The sequence below is a fragment of the Antarctobacter sp. genome (assembly GCF_965277915.1).
Classification (GTDB): domain Bacteria; phylum Pseudomonadota; class Alphaproteobacteria; order Rhodobacterales; family Rhodobacteraceae; genus Antarctobacter.
This window is the reverse complement of record NZ_OZ255849.1, coordinates 78,412-100,273: the sequence shown is the minus strand read 5'-3', so window position 1 is coordinate 100,273 and position 21,862 is coordinate 78,412. Positions and strand designations below refer to the sequence as shown.

Annotated in this window: 22 protein-coding genes and 1 tRNA gene; 8 read left to right on the top strand and 15 right to left on the bottom strand. The window is 64.2% G+C overall.

The genetic code is table 11. The features are described 5' to 3' along the window. Positions 1 to 48 precede the first annotated feature (48 nt). The 3 genes from ACQY5B_RS01440 (at position 49) to ACQY5B_RS01430 (ending at position 1,885) form a co-directional block, all read left to right on the top strand. A complete protein-coding gene (locus ACQY5B_RS01440) occupies positions 49 to 870 on the top strand; it encodes an SDR family oxidoreductase (protein WP_420326724.1) in 822 nt (273 codons plus the stop codon). Positions 871 to 900: 30 nt separating this feature from the next. Continuing rightward, complete coding sequence (locus ACQY5B_RS01435; protein WP_420326725.1) at positions 901 to 1,323, top strand: DUF4345 domain-containing protein; 423 nt, start codon at positions 901 to 903, stop codon at positions 1,321 to 1,323. 64 nt (positions 1,324 to 1,387) lie between these two features. Then, entirely contained in the window at positions 1,388 to 1,885 is a 498-nt protein-coding gene (locus ACQY5B_RS01430) for an anthrone oxygenase family protein (RefSeq protein WP_420326726.1), read from the top strand. Here the strand turns inward: ACQY5B_RS01430 and ACQY5B_RS01425 are convergent. The 10 genes from ACQY5B_RS01425 to ACQY5B_RS01380 all read right to left on the bottom strand — a co-directional run bounded on the left by ACQY5B_RS01425 (position 1,882) and on the right by ACQY5B_RS01380 (position 11,809). After that, on the bottom strand, positions 1,882 to 2,526 hold the full coding sequence (locus ACQY5B_RS01425) for a class I SAM-dependent methyltransferase (RefSeq protein ID WP_420326728.1): 645 nt from the start codon (positions 2,524 to 2,526) through the stop codon (positions 1,882 to 1,884). The two genes, ACQY5B_RS01430 and ACQY5B_RS01425, sit on opposite strands and share 4 nt — an antisense overlap. A 4-nt stretch (positions 2,527 to 2,530) precedes the next feature. Then, the gene (locus ACQY5B_RS01420) at positions 2,531 to 3,751 is read right to left on the bottom strand and encodes a BtaA family protein (RefSeq protein WP_420326729.1); all 1,221 of its coding nucleotides are present in this window, start codon (positions 3,749 to 3,751) and stop codon (positions 2,531 to 2,533) included. After that, complete coding sequence (locus ACQY5B_RS01415) at positions 3,751 to 4,542, bottom strand: UDP-2,3-diacylglucosamine diphosphatase (RefSeq protein ID WP_420326730.1); 792 nt, start codon at positions 4,540 to 4,542, stop codon at positions 3,751 to 3,753. The genes ACQY5B_RS01420 and ACQY5B_RS01415 overlap by 1 nt, the downstream gene beginning before the upstream one ends. A gap of 137 nt (positions 4,543 to 4,679) precedes the next feature. Continuing rightward, on the bottom strand, positions 4,680 to 6,200 hold the full coding sequence (locus ACQY5B_RS01410; RefSeq protein WP_420326731.1) for an AMP-binding protein: 1,521 nt from the start codon (positions 6,198 to 6,200) through the stop codon (positions 4,680 to 4,682). Between the two features lie 76 nt (positions 6,201 to 6,276). Next, complete coding sequence (locus ACQY5B_RS01405) at positions 6,277 to 6,519, bottom strand: MoaD/ThiS family protein (protein WP_420326732.1); 243 nt, start codon at positions 6,517 to 6,519, stop codon at positions 6,277 to 6,279. Further along, positions 6,519 to 8,762, bottom strand: coding sequence for a xanthine dehydrogenase family protein molybdopterin-binding subunit (locus ACQY5B_RS01400; protein ID WP_420326734.1), 2,244 nt, complete (start codon positions 8,760 to 8,762; stop codon positions 6,519 to 6,521). Before ACQY5B_RS01400 ends, ACQY5B_RS01405 begins: the two co-directional genes overlap by 1 nt. Then, the gene (locus ACQY5B_RS01395) at positions 8,762 to 9,244 is read right to left on the bottom strand and encodes a (2Fe-2S)-binding protein (RefSeq protein ID WP_305967721.1); all 483 of its coding nucleotides are present in this window, start codon (positions 9,242 to 9,244) and stop codon (positions 8,762 to 8,764) included. Before ACQY5B_RS01395 ends, ACQY5B_RS01400 begins: the two co-directional genes overlap by 1 nt. Further along, positions 9,241 to 10,107, bottom strand: coding sequence for an FAD binding domain-containing protein (locus tag ACQY5B_RS01390; RefSeq protein WP_420326736.1), 867 nt, complete (start codon positions 10,105 to 10,107; stop codon positions 9,241 to 9,243). Before ACQY5B_RS01390 ends, ACQY5B_RS01395 begins: the two co-directional genes overlap by 4 nt. Before the next feature lie 436 nt (positions 10,108 to 10,543). Next, positions 10,544 to 10,651 carry a TetR family transcriptional regulator gene (locus ACQY5B_RS01385; RefSeq protein ID WP_424976727.1) on the bottom strand — a complete coding sequence of 36 codons (108 nt, stop codon included), beginning with the start codon at positions 10,649 to 10,651 and terminating at the stop codon, positions 10,544 to 10,546. A 400-nt stretch (positions 10,652 to 11,051) separates the two neighbouring features. After that, positions 11,052 to 11,809, bottom strand: a protein-coding gene (locus ACQY5B_RS01380; RefSeq protein ID WP_420328558.1) for an IS5 family transposase whose coding sequence is annotated in 2 segments (ribosomal slippage) — positions 11,052 to 11,488 and positions 11,488 to 11,809 — 759 coding nt in all. Because the reading frame shifts where the segments join, the coding sequence is not laid out codon by codon here. A 292-nt stretch (positions 11,810 to 12,101) separates the two neighbouring features. On the opposite strand from ACQY5B_RS01380, the gene ACQY5B_RS01375 reads away from it, so the two are divergent. Further along, on the top strand, positions 12,102 to 12,434 hold the full coding sequence (locus ACQY5B_RS01375) for a hypothetical protein (RefSeq protein WP_420326737.1): 333 nt from the start codon (positions 12,102 to 12,104) through the stop codon (positions 12,432 to 12,434). A gap of 212 nt (positions 12,435 to 12,646) precedes the next feature. On the opposite strand, the gene ACQY5B_RS01370 is transcribed toward ACQY5B_RS01375, so the two are convergent. Further along, positions 12,647 to 13,879: a urate hydroxylase PuuD gene (locus tag ACQY5B_RS01370; protein ID WP_420326738.1), complete on the bottom strand. Its 1,233-nt coding sequence runs from the start codon at positions 13,877 to 13,879 to the stop codon at positions 12,647 to 12,649. 100 nt (positions 13,880 to 13,979) lie between these two features. Between ACQY5B_RS01370 and ACQY5B_RS01365 the strand changes: the two genes are divergently transcribed. After that, positions 13,980 to 14,912, top strand: coding sequence for a LysR family transcriptional regulator (locus ACQY5B_RS01365; protein WP_305967716.1), 933 nt, complete (start codon positions 13,980 to 13,982; stop codon positions 14,910 to 14,912). On the opposite strand, the gene uraH is transcribed toward ACQY5B_RS01365, so the two are convergent. After that, positions 14,897 to 15,253, bottom strand: coding sequence for a hydroxyisourate hydrolase (gene uraH, locus ACQY5B_RS01360; RefSeq protein ID WP_420326739.1), 357 nt, complete (start codon positions 15,251 to 15,253; stop codon positions 14,897 to 14,899). The genes ACQY5B_RS01365 and uraH overlap by 16 nt on opposite strands. A gap of 146 nt (positions 15,254 to 15,399) precedes the next feature. Here uraH and puuE point away from each other — a divergent pair, with 146 nt between their 5' ends. The 3 genes from puuE to ACQY5B_RS01345 are packed head-to-tail and all read left to right on the top strand — an operon-like array spanning position 15,400 to position 18,760. Next, entirely contained in the window at positions 15,400 to 16,812 is a 1,413-nt protein-coding gene (gene puuE / locus ACQY5B_RS01355; protein WP_420326741.1) for an allantoinase PuuE, read from the top strand. Then, on the top strand, positions 16,809 to 17,294 hold the full coding sequence (locus tag ACQY5B_RS01350) for an ureidoglycolate lyase (RefSeq protein WP_420326742.1): 486 nt from the start codon (positions 16,809 to 16,811) through the stop codon (positions 17,292 to 17,294). The genes puuE and ACQY5B_RS01350 overlap by 4 nt, the downstream gene beginning before the upstream one ends. Before the next feature lie 50 nt (positions 17,295 to 17,344). After that, complete coding sequence (locus tag ACQY5B_RS01345) at positions 17,345 to 18,760, top strand: uracil-xanthine permease family protein (protein WP_305967712.1); 1,416 nt, start codon at positions 17,345 to 17,347, stop codon at positions 18,758 to 18,760. A 141-nt stretch (positions 18,761 to 18,901) separates the two neighbouring features. On the opposite strand, the gene ACQY5B_RS01340 is transcribed toward ACQY5B_RS01345, so the two are convergent. The 3 genes from ACQY5B_RS01340 to ACQY5B_RS01330 all read right to left on the bottom strand — a co-directional run bounded on the left by ACQY5B_RS01340 (position 18,902) and on the right by ACQY5B_RS01330 (position 21,678). Continuing rightward, positions 18,902 to 19,735 (bottom strand): bifunctional allantoicase/(S)-ureidoglycine aminohydrolase, encoded by an 834-nt coding sequence (locus ACQY5B_RS01340; RefSeq protein ID WP_420326744.1) that lies wholly within the window; start codon positions 19,733 to 19,735, stop codon positions 18,902 to 18,904. Between the two features lie 174 nt (positions 19,736 to 19,909). Then, entirely contained in the window at positions 19,910 to 21,337 is a 1,428-nt protein-coding gene (locus ACQY5B_RS01335) for an RtcB family protein (RefSeq protein ID WP_420326746.1), read from the bottom strand. Positions 21,338 to 21,602: 265 nt separating this feature from the next. Continuing rightward, a tRNA-Pro gene (locus ACQY5B_RS01330) sits at positions 21,603 to 21,678 on the bottom strand. Positions 21,679 to 21,862 lie beyond the last annotated feature (184 nt).

The following is a 21,862-nucleotide window of genomic DNA, read 5'->3' as shown; positions in this document are numbered from 1 at the left end:
GCCGCCGGCCTATTCCCTTGTCATCACTTCCAGACAAGGAGACAGACCATGCACCCCATTCTCGTCATCGGCGCAACCGGCAAGACAGGTTCGCGCGTCGCAAGCAAACTTCAGGCGCTTGGCCATGCCGTGCGTCTTGGATCGCGCAATGCGCCGATCCCCTTCGATTGGGAGGCGCCGGAAACCTGGGCCCCTGCCCTGTCCGGTGTCCGCGCCGCCTATGTCACCTATTTCCCCGACCTGGCCTTTCCCGGCGCCGTCGACAAGCTGGACGCGTTGTGCCGCACCGCCCGCGCCGCCGGTGTCGAACACCTCGTGTTGCTTTCGGGGCGGGGCGAACACCACGCCCGTCTGGGTGAAGAGGTTGTGCGCAATGCCGGTCCGGATTTCACCATCGTGCGCGCCGCCTGGTTCGCGCAGAACTTCAGCGAAGGCTACCTGCGCGATCCGGTGCTGGCCGGCGTCCTGCCGATGCCTGGCGGTGACGTCGTGGAACCGATCATCGACGTGGAAGACATTTCCGCCGTCGTGGTCGCCGCACTGACCGAAGGCGGCCACGAAGGCGAGTTGTACGAGGTGACGGGCCCCCGCCTGATGAGCTTTGCCGACATGGCCGGGGAATTGTCCACCGCCATCGGTCGCCCGATCCGGCACCTCCCGATTTCATTCGAGGAGTTCCACGCCAACGTGGCCAGCGCCGGGGGCGAGTTCGTCGCTGACGTCTTTACCGCCATCGCGCGCGAAACGCTGGACGGCCGCAACGCCAGTCTCGGTGATGGCGTGCAGCGCGCTCTTGGCCGGGCGCCCCGGGACTTCGCCGACTTTGCGCGCGCGGCAGCCCAGGCCGGCAAATGGCCGCTCGCGGCCTGACCTTCACCCTGTCGCAGGAAAGGATCTCAAATGGCTTTTTCACCTTTTCAGAAGATCACGCTCGGGATCGCGGGCATCACGGCGCTGGCCATCGGTCTCTGCATCCTTGCCATCCCGCACCGGTTCTATGCCGGCTACGGCATCACCTTGCCACATGACGCGAGCCTGCTGAGCGAGCTGCGTGCGCCCGGGGCCGGGCTGGCCGTGCTGGGCGGTCTGATGCTGTGGGGCATGGTGAACAGTGCCATGCGCCGGGTTGCACAGGTGGCCGCGCTGACCGTGTACATCGGCTTCCCGGCGGGCCGACTTATCGGTCTGCTGGCCGACGGAGTGCCCTCTGGCGGTATCCTCGGGGCACTGGCCTTCGAGATCGGCATCGCCGTGCTTTGCCTTCTGGCCTTTCGCCGGGGTCTGCGGACCTCTGCACCACAAGGCGCCGTCCCGACGACCTGACATCGCCTTGGCGGGACGGTGTCTGCCGTCCCGCCCCGAGATTGCCTGAAAAAGGACCCCTGACATGACGACGATCTTCCTGGCCCTCCTGCAGGGCGCCATTCTTGCCTATGCCCTGTTGGCCGGCGTTTTCCTGGCCTTCTCCGATTTCATCATGCGCTCACTTTCCCGGACCAGCGGGTCCGGCGGCGTCGAGGCCATGCAGGTCATCAACCGCGAGGTCTTCCGCTGGGTCTTCATGATCCTCTTCATGGGGATGGCCCCCGTGTCGCTGCTGCTGTCGGGATTTGCCGTGCTGAGCCTGGACACCCCTGCCAACAGGCTGATCCTGCTTGCCGGGCTGGTCTACCTGGTCGGGTGTTTCGGTGTCACCGTGATCCGCAACGTGCCGATGAACGAGCGGTTGGCGGTAATGGATCCGACCGGCGCAACGGCGCTGGAGTATTGGACCGGGACCTACCTGCCGCGCTGGACATTCTGGAACACGGTACGGACAATCGCCTGTGCGCTGTCCTCTCTCCTGTTGATGACCGCCCTGATCTGGATCGCCGGGGCGCCCTAGCGGCCCGGTGGGCGGGTCAGACGGCCGTAAACCGCATAGCCCCGGTACAGGCAGCATGCGCTCAGGGCTGCGGTGCCTTCTGCCATCTCCTGCAACGCCGCCCCCAATGTATCGCGCGGCGTGACATGGAACCGGGCCAACCAGCCGCGCAAGCCGCGTTTGAACCAGTCCGGCAGGCGCCCCTGGTCGCCGAAATCCACGACATGCAGGGTGCCGCCCGGGGCGAGGTGGCGCATGGCCTCGGCCAGCGCGCCTTGCCAGTCGGGGATCATCGACAGGCTGTAGGAGAACACGATGTGGTCGAATTGCGCCTCACCGAACAGCGCCTCGGGGTCGAATGAACAGGCGTCGGCCTGCGCCAGACGCGCCGCGCCGTCCAGTTTGCGGCGCGCGGAGATCAGCATCTGGTCCGAGATATCCAGCCCGAAGAGCAGCGCGCGCGGATGCCGCTCGCGGATCGCGGCCAGGTTGCGCCCGGTGCCACAGGCCACTTCCAGCACCCGGTCACCCGGCTGGACCTGCATGTTGGCGATCAGGTGGTCACGGCCCAGCAGATAGTACTTGCGGCTGATGTCGTAAAATAGACGTTGGTAGCGATAGACATCGTCCATCAGCCGCCCGTGATCCGCGACCTCGCTCATCCGCTCACGCCTTCCGACGATAGAGGTGGACGCCGCCGTAGATTGCCGAGCGATCCTCGGCAAAGGCGCGCTCTGACGCGGTGGCGTCGTAGGCCCACTGATCCAGCAGCTCTGCCGGGACCCGCCCGGGCAGGATGTCCGGGCCACCGCCGGTGCGGAAAAGGACCCGCGCCCCGGGCATGGCCGTGCGGGTGATCTCGCGCCACAGGGCGGCCAGCTGGTCGTCCGTCATCCAGTCCTGCGCATCCAGCAGGACATAGACCGATTTCGACGCTGCCGGGGCCTCTGCCAGCACATCGGTGATGGAGCGGTTCAGCACCGTCGCGCGGCCCGCCGTGGCGCGCAGCGCCTCGAAATTCCGCTTTTCCAGGTATGGGGGCACCGGGCCAGTGCCGTCTTCCTTGTAGCCGCGATTGGCGGCCTGCCAGGCAAAGTAATTCTCGCCGATCGGGAAGTCGCAAAACAGCTTGCGAGTGCGTTCCTCAAGCACCTTGACGATGTCGCCATCGGCATCGGCGGCCAGCTTGTCGTATTGCGCCGGGGGAATGCCCAGCCCAAACAGCGAGGCCCGGCGCCGGGCGGCAAACCGGACAAGGCGCGAACGGTAGAGCGGCTTGATCTCGTCCTCGAAAAAGGCGCGCTGGTCGTCCAGCGTCCGGGCATTCAGAAGCCGGGTGAAATCCACGCCGCCGATCCGCGCCACGAGATGCACTGTCCCCAGAAAGGTGCCCAGCACGCCGAAACGGTAGAACCCGCGTGCAAACATGGACTTGCGGCGGCGGAAACGCTCGCGCCCGTTCCAGAAGGCGCGCGCCTGCGAGTCAAGGTAGGGCAAGACATAGCGATCCAGCAACGCCGGGTTTTCCGCCCTGTCCGCATGGCCGAACAGCGCGTAGAAACTCGCGTGATCGGGCAGGCGCTGCGCGGCCTCCAGTTTCAGCCTATTCAACTCGACGTGCCAGGGCGACAGGTCCACCGCGGTGACCGACGCAGGCCGCGCGGTCAGATAGCTCATCATGTTGCAGCCGCCCGAGGCGATGCAGACGACGTGATCCTCGCGGCCAAGGTTCAAGGCTGTCATGTCGCAGACCGGATCCTCCCAGATCTGCGGATAGACCAATCCCCGGAACAGCCGTGCAAAGACCCGGTCGGACAGAGACGCGAGTGAGAAGGACCTGTTCTGGTAGACCGCTTCGCCGATCAGTTCGCTGGTCGTGTCGCTCATCATGCTTCCTGTCTGGTCTGTCTTTTCTGGCTGTTTCGGGCCCGGCGCCTGGCGCGCTGTTTCAGCATGTGTTGACGGTTGTTCCGGGCTTCCCAGTCGACCAGCCGCATCTCGCCTGCGTGGTTCTCGATGATCGCGGTGCAGCTTTCGACCCAGTCGCCGGTGTTGATGTAGCGGATCTCGCCGATTTCGCGGATCGCCGCGTGGTGGATATGGCCGCAGATCACCCCGTCATAGCCTTTTTGGCGCGCGTCCTGGGCCAGCACTTCCTCGAACTTGCAGATGTAGTTGACCGCCTGCTTGACCTGCTGCTTGCTCCACTTGGACAGCGACCAGTAGCGGCGGGACCACAGGCGGCGGACCCGGTTGATCCGGGGGTTCAGCCAGATCAGCATGGCGTAGGCGCTGTCGCCCAGGTGGGCCAGCCACTTGGCGTTCATCACCACCGCGTCGAATTCGTCGCCATGCGTCACCAGGTAACGCCTGCCGTCGGCGGCGCGGAAATCGTCCTGGTTCTTGACCTCGATGCCCCCGAAATGGACGCCGAAGTAGTTGCGCATGACCTCGTCGTGGTTGCCGGGGATGAACACGACGCGGGTGCCGTTGTGCGCCTTTTCCAGCACCGCCTGCACGACGTCGTTATGCGCCTCCGGCCAGTGCCAGCCGCGCTGCAACCGCCACCCGTCGAAGATATCCCCGACCAGGTAGAGCGTCTCGGCGTCGTGCTTGTTCAGGAACTGGACAAGCAGTTCCGCCCGGCAGCCCCGGGTTCCCAAATGGACATCGGACAAGAAGATCGTGCGGTCGGACACCGGTCTGCCAGCTTGTTGTTCGCGTTTCGGCAGCGCCTAGACCCTCAGTGCTTCACCCAGGTGACAGATTTGTTGCGTTCCTGTGAACCCTGCCCACCTGCGGCGATCGGACCGCTTCAGCCGTCCTCTTCCGCAAGTTGCCGGCGCAAGTCTGTTTTCAGCACCTTGCCATAGTTGTTCTTGGGCAGCGCCTCGGCAAAGCGGTAGTGTTTCGGACGCTTGAACCGCGCAATCCGGTCAAGGCAGAGCCTGTCCAGTTCCGACGAATCCACGATCTGTCCGGGCTGGCAGACGACAAAGGCCACCACGACCTCTCCCCATTCCGGATCCCGCTGGCCAACGACGGCAACCTCGCTGACCGAGGGATGCGACAACAGCACTTCCTCGACCTCGCGCGGGTAGATGTTCGACCCGCCAGAGATGATCATGTCCCTGGACCTGTCGTGCAGGGTCACATAGCCCTCGGCATCCATGCGGCCCATGTCGCCGGTCCAGAGCCAGCCGTCGCGCAGCGCGCTTGCCGTGGCCTCGGGATTGCGCCAGTAGCCGGGCATCACTGTGGCACCGCGCACAGCGATTTCCCCCACTTCGCCAGCGGGCAGTTCCGCGCCTTCGTCGTCCAGGATCGCGACCTCGACCAGGCTTTGCGCGCGCCCGACAGAGTTCAGCCGTGCGCGCCAGCCCGGCGTCCGGCGGTCAGCCACGTCTGCACGCGGCAGGGCGGTGATTCCCATCGGGCATTCCCCCTGCCCGTAGATCTGCACGAAACGCGGCCCCATTTGCTGAACCGCCTCCAGAATATCCGCCTCGTACATCGGTCCTCCGGCATAGACCACGGTGCGCAAGCCCTCGCCGGTACTGCCGTTTGCCTTGGCCACGTCCACCAGCCGGCGCACCATCGTGGGCGCGGCGAACATCGACACGGGACCGATTTCGGGGGCGATCCGCAGGATTTCCCCAGCGTCGAACCCGCCGCTTTCGGGAACAACGTGACGGGCCCCGCGCAGCACATGCATGAAGTTGTACAGACCGGCACCGTGGCTCATCGGGGCGGCATAAAGGATCGCATCCTCCGCATGTACGTCGTCCACATCCGCGAAATAGCTCATCGTCATGGCGGCGATGTTTTCGCAGGTAATCGTCACCCCCTTGGGGCGTCCGGTCGTGCCGGAAGTATAGAACAGCCAGGCCATGTCATCCCGGGCCAGGGATGCAGGGCCGCCCAAAGAGGCCATTGCGCGCAAGTCATGAAACTCAACACCCTCGGTCGAGATCATCGGCGCCGGGCTCATCCCGATCAGTGCGCTGGCGCTCTTGTCATCGGTAAAGACCAGCGCCGCCTCCGCGTCCTTGACGATCCAGGCCGCTTCGCGCGGATGCAGTTTTCCGTTGATCGGCACCGCGGCGGCCCCGGCCCACCAGACGCCATAGAGCGCCTCTAGGTACTCGGTGCGGTTCGCCATGAAAAGCGCCACCCGGTCGCCGCGGCCAATCCCACGCGCGGCAAGAGCCGCGCCAATGCCCGCAGCCCGGGCGGCAAAGGCGCTGTAATCCGCATCGCAGGCCATGCCCTTGAACAGCGCCGGACGCGCGGGCCAGCGGGTCGCAGTGCGGGTCAGCCATTCGGCAGGGTTCATGCCACGGTCTCCCCCCCTCGAAACGAAATGCCCCCGCCGGATCGCTCCGGCGGGGGCCATTGTCCGGCTGACTGGTTCAGCCGCCCTTGAGCCGCTGCATCAGCACGACCTCGGCACCCTCGGGCACCTTGGTATGGCGGTTCGGAGCGACCTCACCGTCGACGACGACCGAAACGCCCGCTTCGATGATCGGTTCAAGCCCCGGATGGGCCGCGACCAACCCATCCAGTGCGCCCCCGACAGTTTCGGCCTCGACCTCGACCACGCGGGCGCCCTCGGTAAAGCGCGTCAGGCTGGACCAAAGGTTGATGGCAACCATCAGCCCCCCTTTGCCTTGATCGCCGCCAGCACTTTGGGCGGCGACATCGGCAGATCGCAAAGGCGCGCGCCGGTTGCTTCCTGGATTGCGTTGGCGATGGCGGGCAGCGGCGGCGTGATGCCGGTCTCGCCCACGCCGCGCACGCCGTAGGGGTGGCCCGGGTTCGGCACCTCGACGATGACCGTGTCGATCATCGGCAGGTCAGAGGCCACCGGCACGCGGTAATCCAGGAAGACCGAGTTCTGCAGACGCCCGTCCTCGCCATAGATATAAGCCTCGTTCAGGGCCCAGCCGATGCCCTGCGCGGCACCGCCCTGGTACTGGCCCTCGACATAGGCGGGGTGGATGGCGCGACCCGCGTCCTGCACGACCAGGTAGCGCAGGATCGTGGTGCGCCCGGTTTCCGGATCGACCTCGACATCGACGACATGACAGCCGAACGAGGCGCCGACGCCCTCGGGCACGGATTCGTGGTGGCCCGAGATCGGCCCGCCGGTCGATCCCATCTTGCCCGCGATCTCGGCGATGGTCATGGGCGGGAATTTCCCCGCGTTGTCACCCGCCGGCTGCGCCGCACCGTCGACCCATTCCACGGCCTCGGGATCGATGCCCCATTCATTCGCCGCGCGCTTGCACATCTCGGTAATGGCATGGCCCGCCGCGACCACCGCAGCCTTGCCACTGGCAAAGGTCGCACGGCTGCCGTGGGTCGGCTCGTTCACGCCCAAGGCGCCGGTTTCGACCACGTTCACGCGCACATCCTCGTAGGGGATGCCCAGTGTTTCCGCCGTCATCAGCGCGATCGAGGCACGGCTGCCGCCGATGTCCGGTGTGCCCACCGACACCTGCGCGGTCCCGTCCTCGGAAATCGCCAGGCTGACAGAGGTCTCGCCATTGTGGTTGAACCAGTACCCGGCAGCGATCCCCCTGCCCTGGTTCGGTCCCAGCGGGATAGAGAGGTTGGGATGCGCCTTGGTCGCCTCCAGCGTCTCGACCAGCCCGATGGAGCCGTATTTCGGCCCGTAGCTGGCGGTATCGCCTTCGCGCACCGCGTTCTTCAGGCGCATTTCCAGCGGGTCGACGCCCAGTTCGCGACACATCTCGTCCAGCAGGCTTTCAACCGCGAAGGCGCCCATCGGCGACCCCGGCGCGCGGTAGGCGGCGCATTTCGGACGGTTGGCCAGCACGTCATAGCCAATGTGTTCGACGTTCTCCAGCTTGTAGGGCGCAAAGCAGCAGTACAGCGCCATGTCCACCGGAGAGCCGGGAAAGGCGCCGCCCTGCATCCGGAACTCTGCCCGGGCGCCAGTGATGGTGCCGTCCTTCTTCATGCCGATCTTGACGTCCATCGAGGCCGAGGCCGTCGGTCCGGTGGCGCGCAGCACCTCGGACCGGCTCATGACCAGCTTGACCGGTTTGCCACCCGCCTTCTTCGACAGCGCCAGAGACAGCGGCTCCATGAAGATGGTTGTCTTGCCGCCAAAGCCGCCGCCGATTTCGGACGGTGTCACGCGCAGCTGCGAGGTTTCCAGCCCCAGCACGGCGGTGCACATCTTGCGGATGAACCACTGGCCCTGGGTGCAGACCCACATCTCGCCTTTGCCGTCGGCGCCCATCTGGCCCATGCAGGCGTGCGGTTCGATATAGCCCTGGTGCGTGGCCTCGGTCTTGTAGGTCTTTTCCATGACCAGGTCGGCCGCGGCAAAGCCCGCTTCCACGTCGCCGCGGCCGAACTCCATGTAGCGCACGACGTTGGGCGGCATGCCCTCGGGCACCGTGGCGTCGGCGGCGCCTTCGCGGATCACCGGCGCGTCGGGTTTGATCGCATCATCCACGTCGATGACATGGGGAAGGACCTCGTATTCGACCTCGATCAGGCGCACGGCCTCTTCGGCCCGCAGCTTGGACGTGGCGGCGACGGCGGCGACGGCATGACCGTCATAAAGCGCGCGTTCCCCGGCCATCGTGTTTTCCTGCAGGTTCCAGTCCTCGCCGGTCAGCCCGGTGGGAAAATCGGCCCGCGTGATCACCGCCTTGACGCCGCTCAGGGCCTCGGCCTTCGACGTGTCTATCTTGACGATCCGCGCATGGGCATGCGGGCTGCGCAGCACCGCGGCCCAGAGCATTCCCGGCGCCGAGATATCGGCACCGTAACGCGCGCGGCCCGTGACCTTGTCCAGACCGTCCGGGCGATCGGGGCGCGTGCCGACCAGCTTGAATTCCTTGAACTCGTCCTTTGCCATCACGCAGCCTCCTGCCGAAGTTCCGCAGCCGCATCCATGACGGCGCGGATGATCTTGTCATACCCGGTGCAGCGGCAGAGGTTGCCCGCCAGCCAGTAGCGGACCTCTTCCTCTGTCGGGTTCGGGTTCGTTTCCAACAGCTTCTTCGCCGCGACCAGGATGCCCGGCGTGCAGAAACCGCACTGCAGGGCCGCATGTTCGATGAACTTGCGCTGCAGCGGGTGCAGCTCTGCGCCGTCTGCCATGCCCTCGATGGTCTCGACGCGCTTGCCGTCCGCCTCGACCCCCAGGACGAGGCAGGAACAAACCAGCGCGCCGTCCAGCGTGACAGAACAGGCACCGCAGTCGCCGGTGCCGCAGCCCTCTTTCGAGCCGGTCAGGCCGATGTGATCGCGCAGGCAATCCAGCAGCGTTTCGCGCGGATCGGCCAGGAACTCGACCTCGTCGCCGTTCACGCTCGTGGTGACATGAACCTTGCTCATGCGGTGTCTCCTTTTGCGCGGGCCTTGGCGATCAACGCCGCCCGTTTTGTCAGCACGCCGGCCACCTCCGTCCGGAAAGCGACCGTGCCGCGTTTGTCGTCGATGGGCGAACAGGCAGCGCTGGCCGCCTTGGCCAGTGCCTCCAGCGCCGATTCATCCAATGTAGTTCCGATGATGGCCTCTGCCGCCTCGGGCACCAGCTTGACCGTTGGTGCGACGGCGCCCAGCGCGACGCGGGCCTCGGAAACGGTGTCGCCGTCAAGGCGCAGGCTGACCGCGCTGCCGACGACGGCGATGTCCATTTCCGTGCGCGGGATGAACCGAAGGTAGGCGTCACCCGCGTTCTGGCCGCGCGGCGGCAGCAGGATGGCCGAGATCAGCTCTCCGGCCTCCAGAGCGGTCTTGCCCGGGCTGACGGGGATGTCCTCGACCGGCACTGTGCGGGTTCCATCCGGTCCCGTGATCTCGACCGAGGCGCCCGCCGCGACCAGCCCGGGCACCGAATCCGCCGCAGGTGATCCGTTGCAGAGGTTGCCCGTCAGCGTCGCGCGCCCCTGGATCTGTGTCGAGCCGACAAGCTCCATCCCTTCGACCACGCCGGGCCAGTCGGCGCACAGCCCCTCATGCGCGCCCAGCGCGATGCCCGGAACCGCGACTCCGATGCGCCAGCCGCCATCGTCCGTGGCCGTGATTTCGGAAACACCGGCGATCTTTTTCAGGTCGATCAGGTCATCCGGCTGCACCATGCCGGCCCGCATCTGGACCAGCACATCGGTGCCCCCGGCCAGAAACCGCGTCAGCCCCTTGGCCTGTGCGGCCAGTTGCGCGGCATCCTCGAATGTCGTTGGTGTGTGATATCGCAAGGTCACCTCCCTTTGTCGGTTGCCGCGGCGCTGTGCATGACCGTCGCGGATATGCCGGGTGTCGCGCCGTTTTCGCGCCCACCGTTCATGGCTGTCAATTACAAGATCTAAGCACCCATTCAGTTCGCCGCCAGTTGGAATTCACCAAGAGGGCGGAGGCCGGGCAGCCCGGACAGTCGTCTCGGTCGCAATGTTACGCAGTCCGAGCAGCAAAGGGCAAGGCACCGCAAACAGTAAAGGCCGCCGCGTCGGGCAAAAGCTCTCGGCCCGTCCGAGCCAGAACCATATTCGGGTGGCAGTCCGCCAGTCGCCGGGCCGTGCGGGCAAAGCCTGCGTCGCCTGAATGCTGAGCGGCGACCCGGTCCTCCAGCACGTCGATAACCGCAAGCAGGCGGTTGCTCGCAGGCCCTTCGACCTGGAACAGCCGCCCGAAGAATCAATCACGCCAGGTGTCGCCCTCGGCCTGTAGAACCGTCGAGATCAGCTCTTCCTTGGAGCGGAAGTGATGATAAAGCGGCGCCTTGGCGGTGCCGGCCCGGTCCAGGATGGCGTCGAACCCGTGGCTGCAAATAGATGCGAGACCGAGCTCATGATGCGGTCACGCGCGTTCCTTGCCGGCATCGACGCAAAGCTCCAGCCGCCGCTGTCATCCAGGTAGACCTCGTTCAGACCATCATCCATCGCGCCACCTTTTGCTTGCGACGCGCGCCCGTCGCGCGCGGTCGAGCCGATACCCGCATCCCGCATCAGGAGGCAAATACAAGACAGATTGGTCCGATTTTCCACTGACGCGGTGACAGAGGCACATTTCGCGGCATCTGGGTGATTCTGGCGGATACGCATTTTCAAACATATATCGACAACGTTTCCATTCGCCTGAACCGCTCAAAAAATCCGCGTTTTTACCTGACTGCAAACCCCCTAGGGTCTGGACTCATTGAGTTTCAAAGCCAGTAGATGACGGCTGCGGCGAGAGCGATGGCTGATAGGAAGACCTTCGGGCATCTGTCGTACCGGGTCGCAACACGCCGCCAGTCCTTCAGCCTGCCGAACATGATCTCGATCCGGTTGCGCCGTTTGTAGCGACGCTTGTCGTACTTTACAGGTTTCTTGCGCTGCTTTCGACCGGGGATACATGCGCGTATCCCTTTGTCTTGCAACGCTTCTCGGAACCAGTCGGCATCATAGCCGCGGTCACCAAGCAACCAATCGACGTTCGGCAGGCTGCTGAGCAAGGCGCGCGCCCCGATGTAGTCGCTCACCTGTCCGGCGGTCACGAACAGATCAAGCGGGCGTCCTTGGCTGTCGCAGATGGCATGCAGCTTGGTGTTCATGCCGCCCTTGGTGCGACCAATCAGGCGCCCACGCCCCCCTTTTTGACGCCCATGCTGGTCGCTGTCCGGTGGGCCTTGAGGTATGTCGCGTCGATCATGACTGTCTTCGTCTCACCGTGTTCAGCAGCCAAACCAGCCATCATTCGGGCAAAAACGCCTTTATCACTCCATCGCTTCCAGCGGTTGTAGAGCGTCTTGTGTGGACCATAGGCTGCAGGCGCATCGCGCCATCGTAACCCATTGCGGTTGATAAAGATAATCCCACTCAGCACACGCCGATCATCGACGCGGGGTTTGCCGTGGGACTTCGGAAAGAAAGGCTCGAGACGCGCCACCTGGGCATCGGTCAGCCAGAATAGATCAGACATGTTCACCGCTCTTTTTCGAACCGTGAATCACGACACCCCTCTGAAATCAATGGGTCCTGACCCTAGCCCGAATACGGGCAGTCCACCTGATTTCATGACCAAAAAATTGACCGGTCTGAATACTTCGGCGTCACCTCCGGGCTTGGCTACGCGATCAACGATGTCCGCGACACGCTGGATTACTCGCGGCTAGTCGCCGGTCCTGCTGGGCGACGGCACGGCGCCGAACCCCTCCGAGGCCTCGCCGACCGCGCTGAGATCCTGCATCGCAGTCGGTCTGCACGCCAATGCGGTGGCACGCTACATCACTGTGCAGAAGCTGGAACTGCAGCTGGAAGGCGATCTGAACATCACCGGCGTGTCGGGCACCGGCGAGATCCTGGGCGGCACCGGCATGTCGGACCCGATGAAGGCCATTGCCGAGACCGAAAGACTGAAGCTCAAGGCGGTCCGCGTCGACGGCGGCTATCGCGTCAAGGGCGCCCTGCCCTGGATGTCGAATCTGTTGGCCAATGGCTGGTTCGGCGTCATGTTCTCGGTCGTCGGCGAGGACGAGACTGGCATGGCCATCGCCCACGCGGACGAGACCGAAGGCGTGAAACTCAAGCTGATGACCCATGAATGACGGCGACCCGATGTAGGCCGCCGCCCCCTCTCACTTTGCCAACTGGAAAGGACTGACCTCATGGAAAGCGCACTGATCTCACCTGCCGAACCGCAGCCCCTCATGCCCGGCAGCAACATCGTCCTGATCGATGGCGGGATATCACCTCGACCCGAAACCGCCGCCGACAGGGGCATCCCGCTCAAGCACCCGCCGCCTGAACGACAGCGGCGTCAGCGCGTCGCGTCGCGGTACCATGCCACGATCGTTGCGCGACTTTCGGCATCCATGGTCGAGATCGCGTTGGGCGGCGGCATCGCGTGGCTCACCCCGGACTGCAGGAAGATCTGCTTGGCATGGCGGGCCACGTCGGACTCCGTCTCCAGCACCACGCCCTTGGGCGGCCAGAGCACGCCGTCCCAGACGGGTTCACGCGCATGGCACATCGAGCAGTTGCCCAGAACCACGTCGTAGGCCTCCGAGAACCCCTCGGCCGAGGCGAATTGCTGTTCGTAGGGCGACAGCGGGCGCGCCTCGGCCTCGTCATAGGTGTCCAGCATCGGCGCGGTCGACAGCCAGGCGATGACGATGAAGAGCACCACCGTGACGGCCCAGGTCCAGTTCGGCTGACCTTTGCGGGCATGCATCGAGTTGAAGTAGTGCCGGATGGTGACCCCCATCAGGAACACGAGGCTGGCGATGATCCAGGCGTAGTCGGTGGCAAAGGCCAGCGGATAGTGGTTCGACAGCATCAGGAAAATGACCGGCAAGGTCAGGTAGTTGTTGTGCGTCGATCGCAGCTTGGCGATCTTGCCGTACTTGGGATCGGGGGTGCGGCCTTCTTGCAGGTCCTTCACCACGATGCGCTGGTTCGGCATGATAATGAAAAAGACGTTGGCCGTCATGATCGTCGCCGTGAAGGCCCCCAGATGCAGCAGCGCGGCGCGTCCTGTGAACACCTGGTTCAGACCCCAGCTCATCACCACGATGATCAGGAACAGCACCAGCATCATGGCGGTCGGGTAATCGCCCAGTTTCGACTTGCACAGGAAATCGTACAGCAGCCAGCCCACACCGATCGTCGCGGCCGAGACCAGGATGCCCTGCCACAGCGACAGGTCCGCCTTGGTCGGGTCCAGCAGGAACAGCTCTCCGCCGACCCAGTAGACGATCATCAAGAGCCCCGCGCCGGACAGCCAGGTGGCGTAGCTTTCCCATTTGAACCAGGTCAGGTGGTCCGGCATCTGCTCGGGCGCGACCAGGTATTTCTGGATGTGATAGAAGCCGCCGCCGTGGACCTGCCATTCCTCGCCATGTGCGCCGACAGGCAGATGCGGCACCTTCCGCAGGCCAAGGTCCAGCGCGATGAAATAGAACGATGAGCCAATCCAGGCGATGGCAGTGATGACATGCAGCCAGCGGACGGCAAAGGCCGCCCAATCCCACATGATGGCCAGGTCGTACATGGCAAGCCTCCTAAAGGGTCGAATCCTCCGCAGACTATGCGGAGCCAAATTGTTCTGGTATCGCTGCTGAATACCAAGCAGCATCAAAAATAGCAGAACAATGTCCTATCTCGACAATATCCGCACCTTCGTGCGTGTCTATGAACTCGGCAGCATGTCGGCAGCGGGGCGGGACTTGCGCATTTCACCGGCTGTAACTTCATCACGAATATCCCAACTTGAGGAACATCTCAGCGTTCGGCTGTTCCAGCGCACCACGCGCAGTCTGACACCCACGGAACATGGCCGGGCGTTTTACAGCGGCGCCTGCGAGATCCTGGAATCGGTCGAGAACGCCGAGGCGCAGGTGGTCAGCATCACCGAGAACCCCAAGGGATCGCTGTTCGTGGCGGCCCCTCTGGGGGTCGGACGGCGCCTGATCGCGCCACAGGTCCCGGACTTTCTGGAAACCTACCCGGAGGTCAACGTGCGCCTGCGCCTGACCGACCGCAAGGTCGACCTGACGACCGAGGGCCTGGACCTGGCGTTCTTTCTTGGCCAGCCCGAGGACAGCAACCTGCGCATCCGCAAGATTTCGGATGTCGAAAGGGTGCTCTGCGCCGCGCCGTCCTACCTGGAGGCGCGTGGCACGCCGATGACCGGCGACGAGATCCTGGAAAAGGGGCACGAATGCCTGAACCTTCGCTTTCCCGGCGCGACCGAATTCCAGTGGCGGCTGAAGACCCCGGAGGGTGTGCGCAAATTCCCGATCGCGGGCCGCTACGAATCCGATGACGGGGACGTTTTGACCGACTGGGCGCTTGGGGGACATGGAATCGCGCTGAAGCCGATCTTCGAGATCGCGGATCACCTTGAAGCCGGTCGACTGGTTCCCGTCGCGACGCAGACGCCGCCGGAGCCCATCCAGATGGCCTGCCTGTTCACCCATCGGCGCAGGCAGGACCCCAAGACACGGATGTTCATGGAATTCGTGATAGACCGCATCGGCGCCGTCGTCCGCGACGCCGAAAAGCGGGTTCAGCTGCCGCGATAGGTACTCATGCCGAAAGGCGACAGCAACAGCGGGACATGATAATGGGCGTCGGGATCCGACATGCCAAAGCGAATGGGCACCTGATCCAGAAACAGGATGTCGTCGTTCGCCTGTCCGGTCCGACGCAGGTAGTCGCCAGCAAAGAAAACCAGCTCGTAAGTGCCGGTCTTGAATTTCTCCGCCGGAAGGATCGGCGCATCGGTGCGGCCGTCGTCATTGGTTACGGTCTCGGCGATCTTGCGATGCGAGTTTCCTGAAACCCGGTAAAGGGCGATCTTGATGCCCTCTGCGGGGCACCCGCGCGCAGTGTCGAGAACATGGGTCGTCAGGTATCCGGCCATTGCTGCAAACTCCCTTGCTTGCCGTCTTATAAGGCGGGTTCGCCTCCTGGTGCAAAACCTGCGGGGCTTAAGGCTCCTTCAAACGTTTTTTGAAAAACCGCCCGATTATTCTGGTTTATGAATACCCAAATTCGATGAGGGCAGAAGTGACACGTTATCCAAGAGACATGACCGGCTATGGCGCCACGCCGCCCGCCGCAAATTGGCCGGGCGGCGCCAGGATCGCCGTCCAGATCGTTCTGAACTACGAGGAAGGCGGCGAGAACTGCACCCTGCATGGCGATCCCGCGTCCGAAGCCTTCCTGTCTGAAATCACCGGGGCGCAGCCCTGGCCGGGCCAGCGCCACTGGAACATGGAATCGATCTATGAATACGGCGCGCGCGCCGGGTTCTGGCGGGTACATCGCGCCCTGCGCGACCTGCCGGTGACCGTCTACGGCGTCGCAACGGCACTGGCTCGGGCCCCGGAACAGGTCAAGGCCATGAAAGAGGCCGGTTGGGAAATCGCCAGCCACGGGCTGAAGTGGATCGAACACAAGGACATGACCGAGACAGAGGAGCGCGCGCAGATTCGCGAGGCGATCGCGTTGCACACAGAGGTCACCGGCACGCCGCCGCGCGGCTGGTACACCGGGCGGTGCTCCATGAACACGGTCGATCTTGCCGCAGAAGAAGGTCAGTTCGCCTATATTTCAGACAGTTACGCGGATGATCTGCCCTATTGGCACCGGGCGAATGGCCGCGACCAGCTGATCGTGCCTTACACTATGGATTGCAATGACATGCGCTTTGCGATCCAGGCCGGCTTTACCCACGGCGACCCGTTCGAGGCGATGCTGAAGGATTCCTTCGACATTCTCTACGCCGAGGGCACGGATGGCGCGCCCAAGATGATGTCGATCGGTCTCCATTGCCGGCTGATCGGACGGCCCAGCCGGATGGCCGCGCTGAAACGCGCGCTGGACTACATGCGATCGCACGAGGGTGTCTGGTTCGCCACCCGCCTGCAGATTGCCGAACACTGGACGAAGGAGCACCCGCCGATGACCCGCCGACGCCCCTCTGACATGGATCGCGACAGCTTTGTGGCGGAATTTGGCGGCGTCTTCGAGCACAGCCCCTGGATTGCAGAGGGCGCCCATGCACTGGAACTGGGGCCGACCCATGACACCGCCGCGGGCGTGCATTCGGCGCTGGCGCGGGTGTTCCGTGCCGCGGACGAGGACAGGCGCCTGGGCGTGCTCACCGCGCACCCCGACCTTGCCGGCAAACTGGCCGAGGCCAAGCGCCTGACGGCGGAGTCGACGGCGGAACAGGCCTCTGTCGGGCTCGATGCGCTGACCGACGAGGAACGCGCTACCTTTACCGAATTGAACACCGCCTACACCCAAAAGTTCGGCTTTCCCTTCATCATCGCGGTCCGTGACAACACCAAGGCCACGATCATGGAGGCCTTCAAGCGCCGCGTCGCCAATGACCGCGACACCGAATTCGCCGAGGCCTGCCGCCAAGTAGAGCGGATCGCCGAATTGCGCCTGGAGGAGAAATTCACCGCATGAGCCGCAGCATCGTCGCAGCCCCCCTGACCCACGAGGCCTTTGCCGGTTTCGGCGACGTGATCGACACGGCGGGCGAGGCCGACAAGATCATCAACCAGGGGCTTTGCGGCCGTTATCATGACCGCGCGCACCTTGACTTTGCCGGGGGGCGCCCGGGCGTCAGCCTGTTCAAGGCAGAACCGCGCAGCCTACCCCTGACGCTGGAGATGGTCGAACGTCATCCCGAGGGCAGCCAGTGCTTCATCCCGATGAGCATGGACGGTTTCCTGGTTGTCGTCGCCAAGGATGACGACGGCAAACCGGGGCGGCCCCGCGCCTTTTTGACCACCCCGGGGCAGGCCATCAACTTTCACCGCGGAACCTGGCACGGCGTCCTTACGCCGCTGGCGGCACCGGGTCTTTTCGCGGTTGTGGACCGGATCGGAGAGGGTCCGAACCTGGAAGAACACTGGTTCGAGGAGCCTTACGAAATCGAAACCTGAACGGGCCGCCGGAGGAGGAGCCGGCACCCGCATCCAACGGAGGAAACATCATGGCCGACACATCCATCGGGACACCGGCGCAGCTCCGCGACCCGAATTACACCCCACCCTTGCACAAGGCGGTGCCACTGGGCATCCAGCATGTACTTGCCATGTTCGTTTCGAACGTGACCCCTGCCATCATCGTCTGCGGCGCGGCGGGCTTCGGCTTCGGCTCGAACTCGCCAGACTTTCCGCAGATGATCTACATGATCCAGATGTCGATGTTCTTTGCCGGCATCGCGACGCTGTTCCAGTCCATCGGCCTTGGCCCGGTGGGCGCGCGTCTGCCGATCGTCCAGGGCACATCCTTTGCCTTCATCCCGATCATGATCCCGCTGGTCGCCGGCAAGGGCGTGGACGCCATTGCCGTACTGATGGGCGGCATCCTGGCAGGCGGCATTTTCCACGCCTTCCTGGGCCTTTTCATCGGCAAGATCCGGTTTGCCCTGCCGCCGCTTGTCACCGGGCTGGTGGTGACGATGATCGGCCTGGCCCTGGTCAAGGTCGGGGTCCAGTACGCGGCTGGCGGCGTTCCGGCCATCGGAACACCTGAATACGGATCGGGCATCAACTGGCTGATGGCGGGGACGGTGATCATCGTGACGCTGGGGCTGAAGTTCTTTGCCCGTGGCATGCTGTCGGTCTCGGCGGTGCTGGTGGGCCTGCTGGTCGGCTATGCGCTGGCCTTCATGTTGGGACAGGTCAATCTTGGCAACGTCGGCCGGGCGGCCTCTTTCGCGCTGCCGAACCCGCTTCACTTCGGGCTGGAATTCTCTGTCGCGGCGGTTGTCGGCTTCTGCCTGATGTCCTTCGTCTCGGCGGTGGAAACCGTGGGCGACGTGTCCGGCATCACCAAGGGCGGCGCGGGTCGCGAAGCGACGGACAAGGAAATCCAGGGGGCGACCTTTGCCGACGGGATCGGTACGGCGATTTCCGGCCTGTTCGGCGCCCTGCCCAACACTTCGTTCAGCCAGAACGTCGGCCTGATCGCCATGACCGGCGTCATGAGCCGGACCGTCGTCACCATCGGCGCCTTCTTCCTGATTCTCTGCGGCCTGGTGCCAAAGATCGGCGCCGTCATCTCCTCGGTCCCGATCGAGGTTCTGGGCGGCGGCGTGATCGTGATGTTCGGCATGGTGGTCGCGGCGGGTGTCTCGATGCTGTCGGACGTGCATTGGAACCGCCGCAACATGGTGATCTTTGCCATTGCCCTGTCGCTGGGCCTTGGCCTGCAACTCGAACCCGAGGCGCTGCAGTACCTGCCCAGCACCGTCAAGGTCCTGGCAACCTCGGGCATCCTGCCCGCGGCCCTGATCGCCATCGTGCTGAACCTGCTCTTGCCGCAGGAACTGGCCGATGAATCCACCGAGGAAGTCTCGGGGGGCTTGGCCGGTCACGGCGACGGATCGCTGAAGCAGAACTGATCTACTCTACGAGAAACGACCAAGGCCCGCTGGTGTCCAGTGGGCCTTTTTTCGTGCCACGCAGTACGACAACATCAATCGCATAAAAAAGGGCCGGCATGGAAACCATGCCGGCCCTTCTTGGTCCTGCCTTGGTGCGGATCAGCCGCGCGCCGTCAACCGCAGCGGCATGTGCCGGTTCACATCCTTGTAGAGCAGGTAGCGAAAACGCCCCGGCCCGCCAGCATAGCAGGCCTGCGGGCAGAAGGCGCGCAGCCACATGTAATCCCCGGCCTCGACCTCGACCCAGTCGGAGTTGAGCCGGTAGACCGCCTTGCCTTCGAGAACGTAAAGCCCGTGTTCCATGACATGGGTTTCGGCAAAGGGGATCACGCCGCCCGGTTCAAACGTCACGATGGTCACATGCATGTCGTGGCGCAGATCAGCCTGGTCGACGAACCGCGTGGTCGCCCATTTGCCATCCGTGCCGGGCATGGCGGCGGGCGTGATGTCCCTTTCGTTGGTCACAAAGGCCTCGGGCGCGGGCAGTCCCTCGACCGCCTCATAGGCTTTGCGGATCCAGTGGAACTTCAGCAACGCGTCTCCCGTGTTCCGCAAGGTCCAGTCGGTCGCGGGCGGCAGGAAGGCATAGCTGCCAGGTTCCAGCGCATGGGCCGTCCCGTCGACGGTCAGCGTGCCCGTGCCCTCGACAACAAAGATCACGGCCTCGGCGCCGGGATCGGTTTCGGGCCTGTCGGACCCGCCCCCGGGCGCGACTTCCATGATGTATTGCGAAAACGTCTCGGCAAAGCCGCTCAGCGGACGCGACAGCACCCACAGGCGGGTTTCTTCCCAGAAGGGCAGAAAGCTGGTGACGATGTCGCGCATCGTGCCCTTGGGGATCACCGCATAGGCGTCGGTGAACACGGCGCGGTCCGTCATGATCTGCTCTTGAGGAGGATGTCCCCCCATCTGTGCATAGTAGCGTGCGGTCATAATAGCCTCTGGGACATTGGGATTTCCCCGAAACTAGCCTGACGCCCGACAACGGGCCAGCAAGTGGATGCCGACAACTCTATTCCGGAAAACTTGATAATGGGCCGGATTTCCCCGTTTGAGCAGGGTTGTCGGCGGGCCGGGCTGATCACCCCGGCCAGCCGTCAGCACCCGTCAGGCACCGCGCCGGGCAGCTTTCTTTTTCTTGGCCCAGAACGGCGGCACGTCACCTGCCATGATGCAGCCGTAAGGATCGATGTAGTCCTCGATCTCGGCCAGTCCGTAGGACTTGATCTGCGCCACGACGCTGTCGGCATCCTTGTAGCTGGACGGCAGTTCGGACGCATCCACCGCCCCGGCGTGAAACCGGATGTCCAGGCCCTCGGTCTCGGCCTTCAGCATCTGGTCGGGCGTGACCGATCCCATGCGGCGTCGATGCTCCGAGCGCGAGAAATTGCGCCCGGCCCCATGCGGGCTGAACCCCAGCCCGCTGGCCGCATCGAGCCCGCGCGTCACCAGAACCGGCTGCGCCATGTTGAGCGGGATCAGGGTCAGCCCGCTGGCGTCATCGGCATAGCCCTTCCAGGCCGGGGTCGCCCCCTTGCCGTGAAAGTAAAGATCACCCCGCTTGAAGACGAAGTTGTGCTCGTTCCAGAAACGGTCACCCACCCCGGCGCCGGCAGCCGCTGCCGTCGCGTCGTGGATCATCTCGTGGTTGGTTTTGGTCCACTGGCGAATGATCTGCAGCGCGTCCCAGTAATCCTGCCCATCGTCGCTGTCCGCCGGGATCCAGGCATTCTGTTTCAGTGTCTCGGGCGACAGTTCCCGGCGATAGCGTTCCGCCACGATCATCCCCTCCTTGTAGAGCACCGCCCCCGGCCCGCGAGACCCGTGATGCGTCACCATCGCCGTGCGCCCGGTCTTGCGCGAGCGTCCGACGAACAGGAAATGATTGCCGTCCCCCTGCGTCCCCAGGTGCGCCTGCGCCATGTGCATGATCTTTTGCGTACAGAGAAAGGAATTGTCGCGCATCTCGTCCAGCAGATCGACCGGCAGGGTATAACGCTTGCCTTGAGGCCGCCCGCCGGGGCCGAAATGCGTGACCGACTGCGCGGCATCCAGCACCGCCTTGGGATCGGCCATGCCCATGTCCGAGATCATGACCGAACAACAGATGTCGGCCGAATGCATCCCCGGGTGAATCGCGTTGCTGGCGGCGGCCACGCCCCCCACCGGGATCGTGCCCTCGGGCCCTGCCGGACAGGCGTCAGGCATGATCGCCCCGGCCTCGATCGTGGGCGTGCGCATCAGTTCGCGCATGGTGGCGCGCACCTTGGCGACGTTCTCCTGTTCATCGGGATGCGAAATCTCGATGTTCTCGGAAAAGGCAAGATCCCCGGGTGCGCGCAGCGCCAGCGTGTCCGGCTCTGGCGGGGCCATGCCGTCCAGTTCCTGCCGGATGCGCACAAGTCCATAGCCCTCGGCCCGCATCGCGTTGGCTTTTTCCAGCAGCACGGGGAAATGCTTGCCAGGGCGATGGCCCCAGTCCTGCAGGTGGTGCCCGGTGACCGGATCAAATGCAGCGTTATCCGATATCGTCATGAAAAGATCTCCGTAAATGGCCCCCGGCGACAAGAGAGAAGAAACATCTCCGGGACCCGCCCCGCGCAGGACGCGCGTTTGCCGTCTGGGCGATTGCCAAAGGCGGAGTCGAACCGCCCGGTGACCCGGTTTGGTTGGAGGCATGTAGTTCCTTCGGCATTCGCCGGGGGCGTCCTTTCGTATTCGGGTGGGAGGACAAGATGTTGCGAGGTTTGGCGTTGTTGAAAGACAAGTAACCCCGCAGGCATTCCTCCCGATCGTGTTGCCCAGGGATGAAGGAGTTGAACCTTCGGCTTTCGCACTCCGGGTGGGGCACTCTGCCAAGCTGGGTTGGTCCCTGGCATTGTGTCCCGGCGACAAAGGGGTGGCGAAACATGACCTGCTCTTCCGATTGAGCTACGCGGCCATAATCCCCGTTGGGGAACCGATCCGACAGACGGGAATACCTTGCCTGTGGATGGTCTGTGGCGGCCGCGACGGGATTCGAACCCGCAACCTGGGCGTTAACAGCGCTGTAGTTCCGCC

What these genes read in the sequence shown, in the direction of transcription:
- ACQY5B_RS01440 (WP_420326724.1), top strand. Translation starts at nt 49, where the DNA reads ATGCACCCCATTCTCGTCATCGGCGCAACCGGCAAGACAGGTTCGCGC.
- ACQY5B_RS01435 (WP_420326725.1), top strand. Translation starts at nt 901, where the DNA reads ATGGCTTTTTCACCTTTTCAGAAGATCACGCTCGGGATCGCGGGCATC.
- ACQY5B_RS01430 (WP_420326726.1), top strand. Translation starts at nt 1,388, where the DNA reads ATGACGACGATCTTCCTGGCCCTCCTGCAGGGCGCCATTCTTGCCTAT.
- ACQY5B_RS01425 (WP_420326728.1), bottom strand. Translation starts at nt 2,526, where the DNA reads ATGAGCGAGGTCGCGGATCACGGGCGGCTGATGGACGATGTCTATCGC.
- ACQY5B_RS01420 (WP_420326729.1), bottom strand. Translation starts at nt 3,751, where the DNA reads ATGAGCGACACGACCAGCGAACTGATCGGCGAAGCGGTCTACCAGAAC.
- ACQY5B_RS01410 (WP_420326731.1), bottom strand. Translation starts at nt 6,200, where the DNA reads ATGAACCCTGCCGAATGGCTGACCCGCACTGCGACCCGCTGGCCCGCG.
- ACQY5B_RS01405 (WP_420326732.1), bottom strand. Translation starts at nt 6,519, where the DNA reads ATGGTTGCCATCAACCTTTGGTCCAGCCTGACGCGCTTTACCGAGGGC.
- ACQY5B_RS01400 (WP_420326734.1), bottom strand. Translation starts at nt 8,762, where the DNA reads ATGGCAAAGGACGAGTTCAAGGAATTCAAGCTGGTCGGCACGCGCCCC.
- ACQY5B_RS01395 (WP_305967721.1), bottom strand. Translation starts at nt 9,244, where the DNA reads ATGAGCAAGGTTCATGTCACCACGAGCGTGAACGGCGACGAGGTCGAG.
- ACQY5B_RS01370 (WP_420326738.1), bottom strand. Translation starts at nt 13,879, where the DNA reads ATGTACGACCTGGCCATCATGTGGGATTGGGCGGCCTTTGCCGTCCGC.
- ACQY5B_RS01365 (WP_305967716.1), top strand. Translation starts at nt 13,980, where the DNA reads ATGTCCTATCTCGACAATATCCGCACCTTCGTGCGTGTCTATGAACTC.
- uraH (WP_420326739.1), bottom strand. Translation starts at nt 15,253, where the DNA reads ATGGCCGGATACCTGACGACCCATGTTCTCGACACTGCGCGCGGGTGC.
- ACQY5B_RS01350 (WP_420326742.1), top strand. Translation starts at nt 16,809, where the DNA reads ATGAGCCGCAGCATCGTCGCAGCCCCCCTGACCCACGAGGCCTTTGCC.
- ACQY5B_RS01345 (WP_305967712.1), top strand. Translation starts at nt 17,345, where the DNA reads ATGGCCGACACATCCATCGGGACACCGGCGCAGCTCCGCGACCCGAAT.
- ACQY5B_RS01340 (WP_420326744.1), bottom strand. Translation starts at nt 19,735, where the DNA reads ATGACCGCACGCTACTATGCACAGATGGGGGGACATCCTCCTCAAGAG.
- ACQY5B_RS01335 (WP_420326746.1), bottom strand. Translation starts at nt 21,337, where the DNA reads ATGACGATATCGGATAACGCTGCATTTGATCCGGTCACCGGGCACCAC.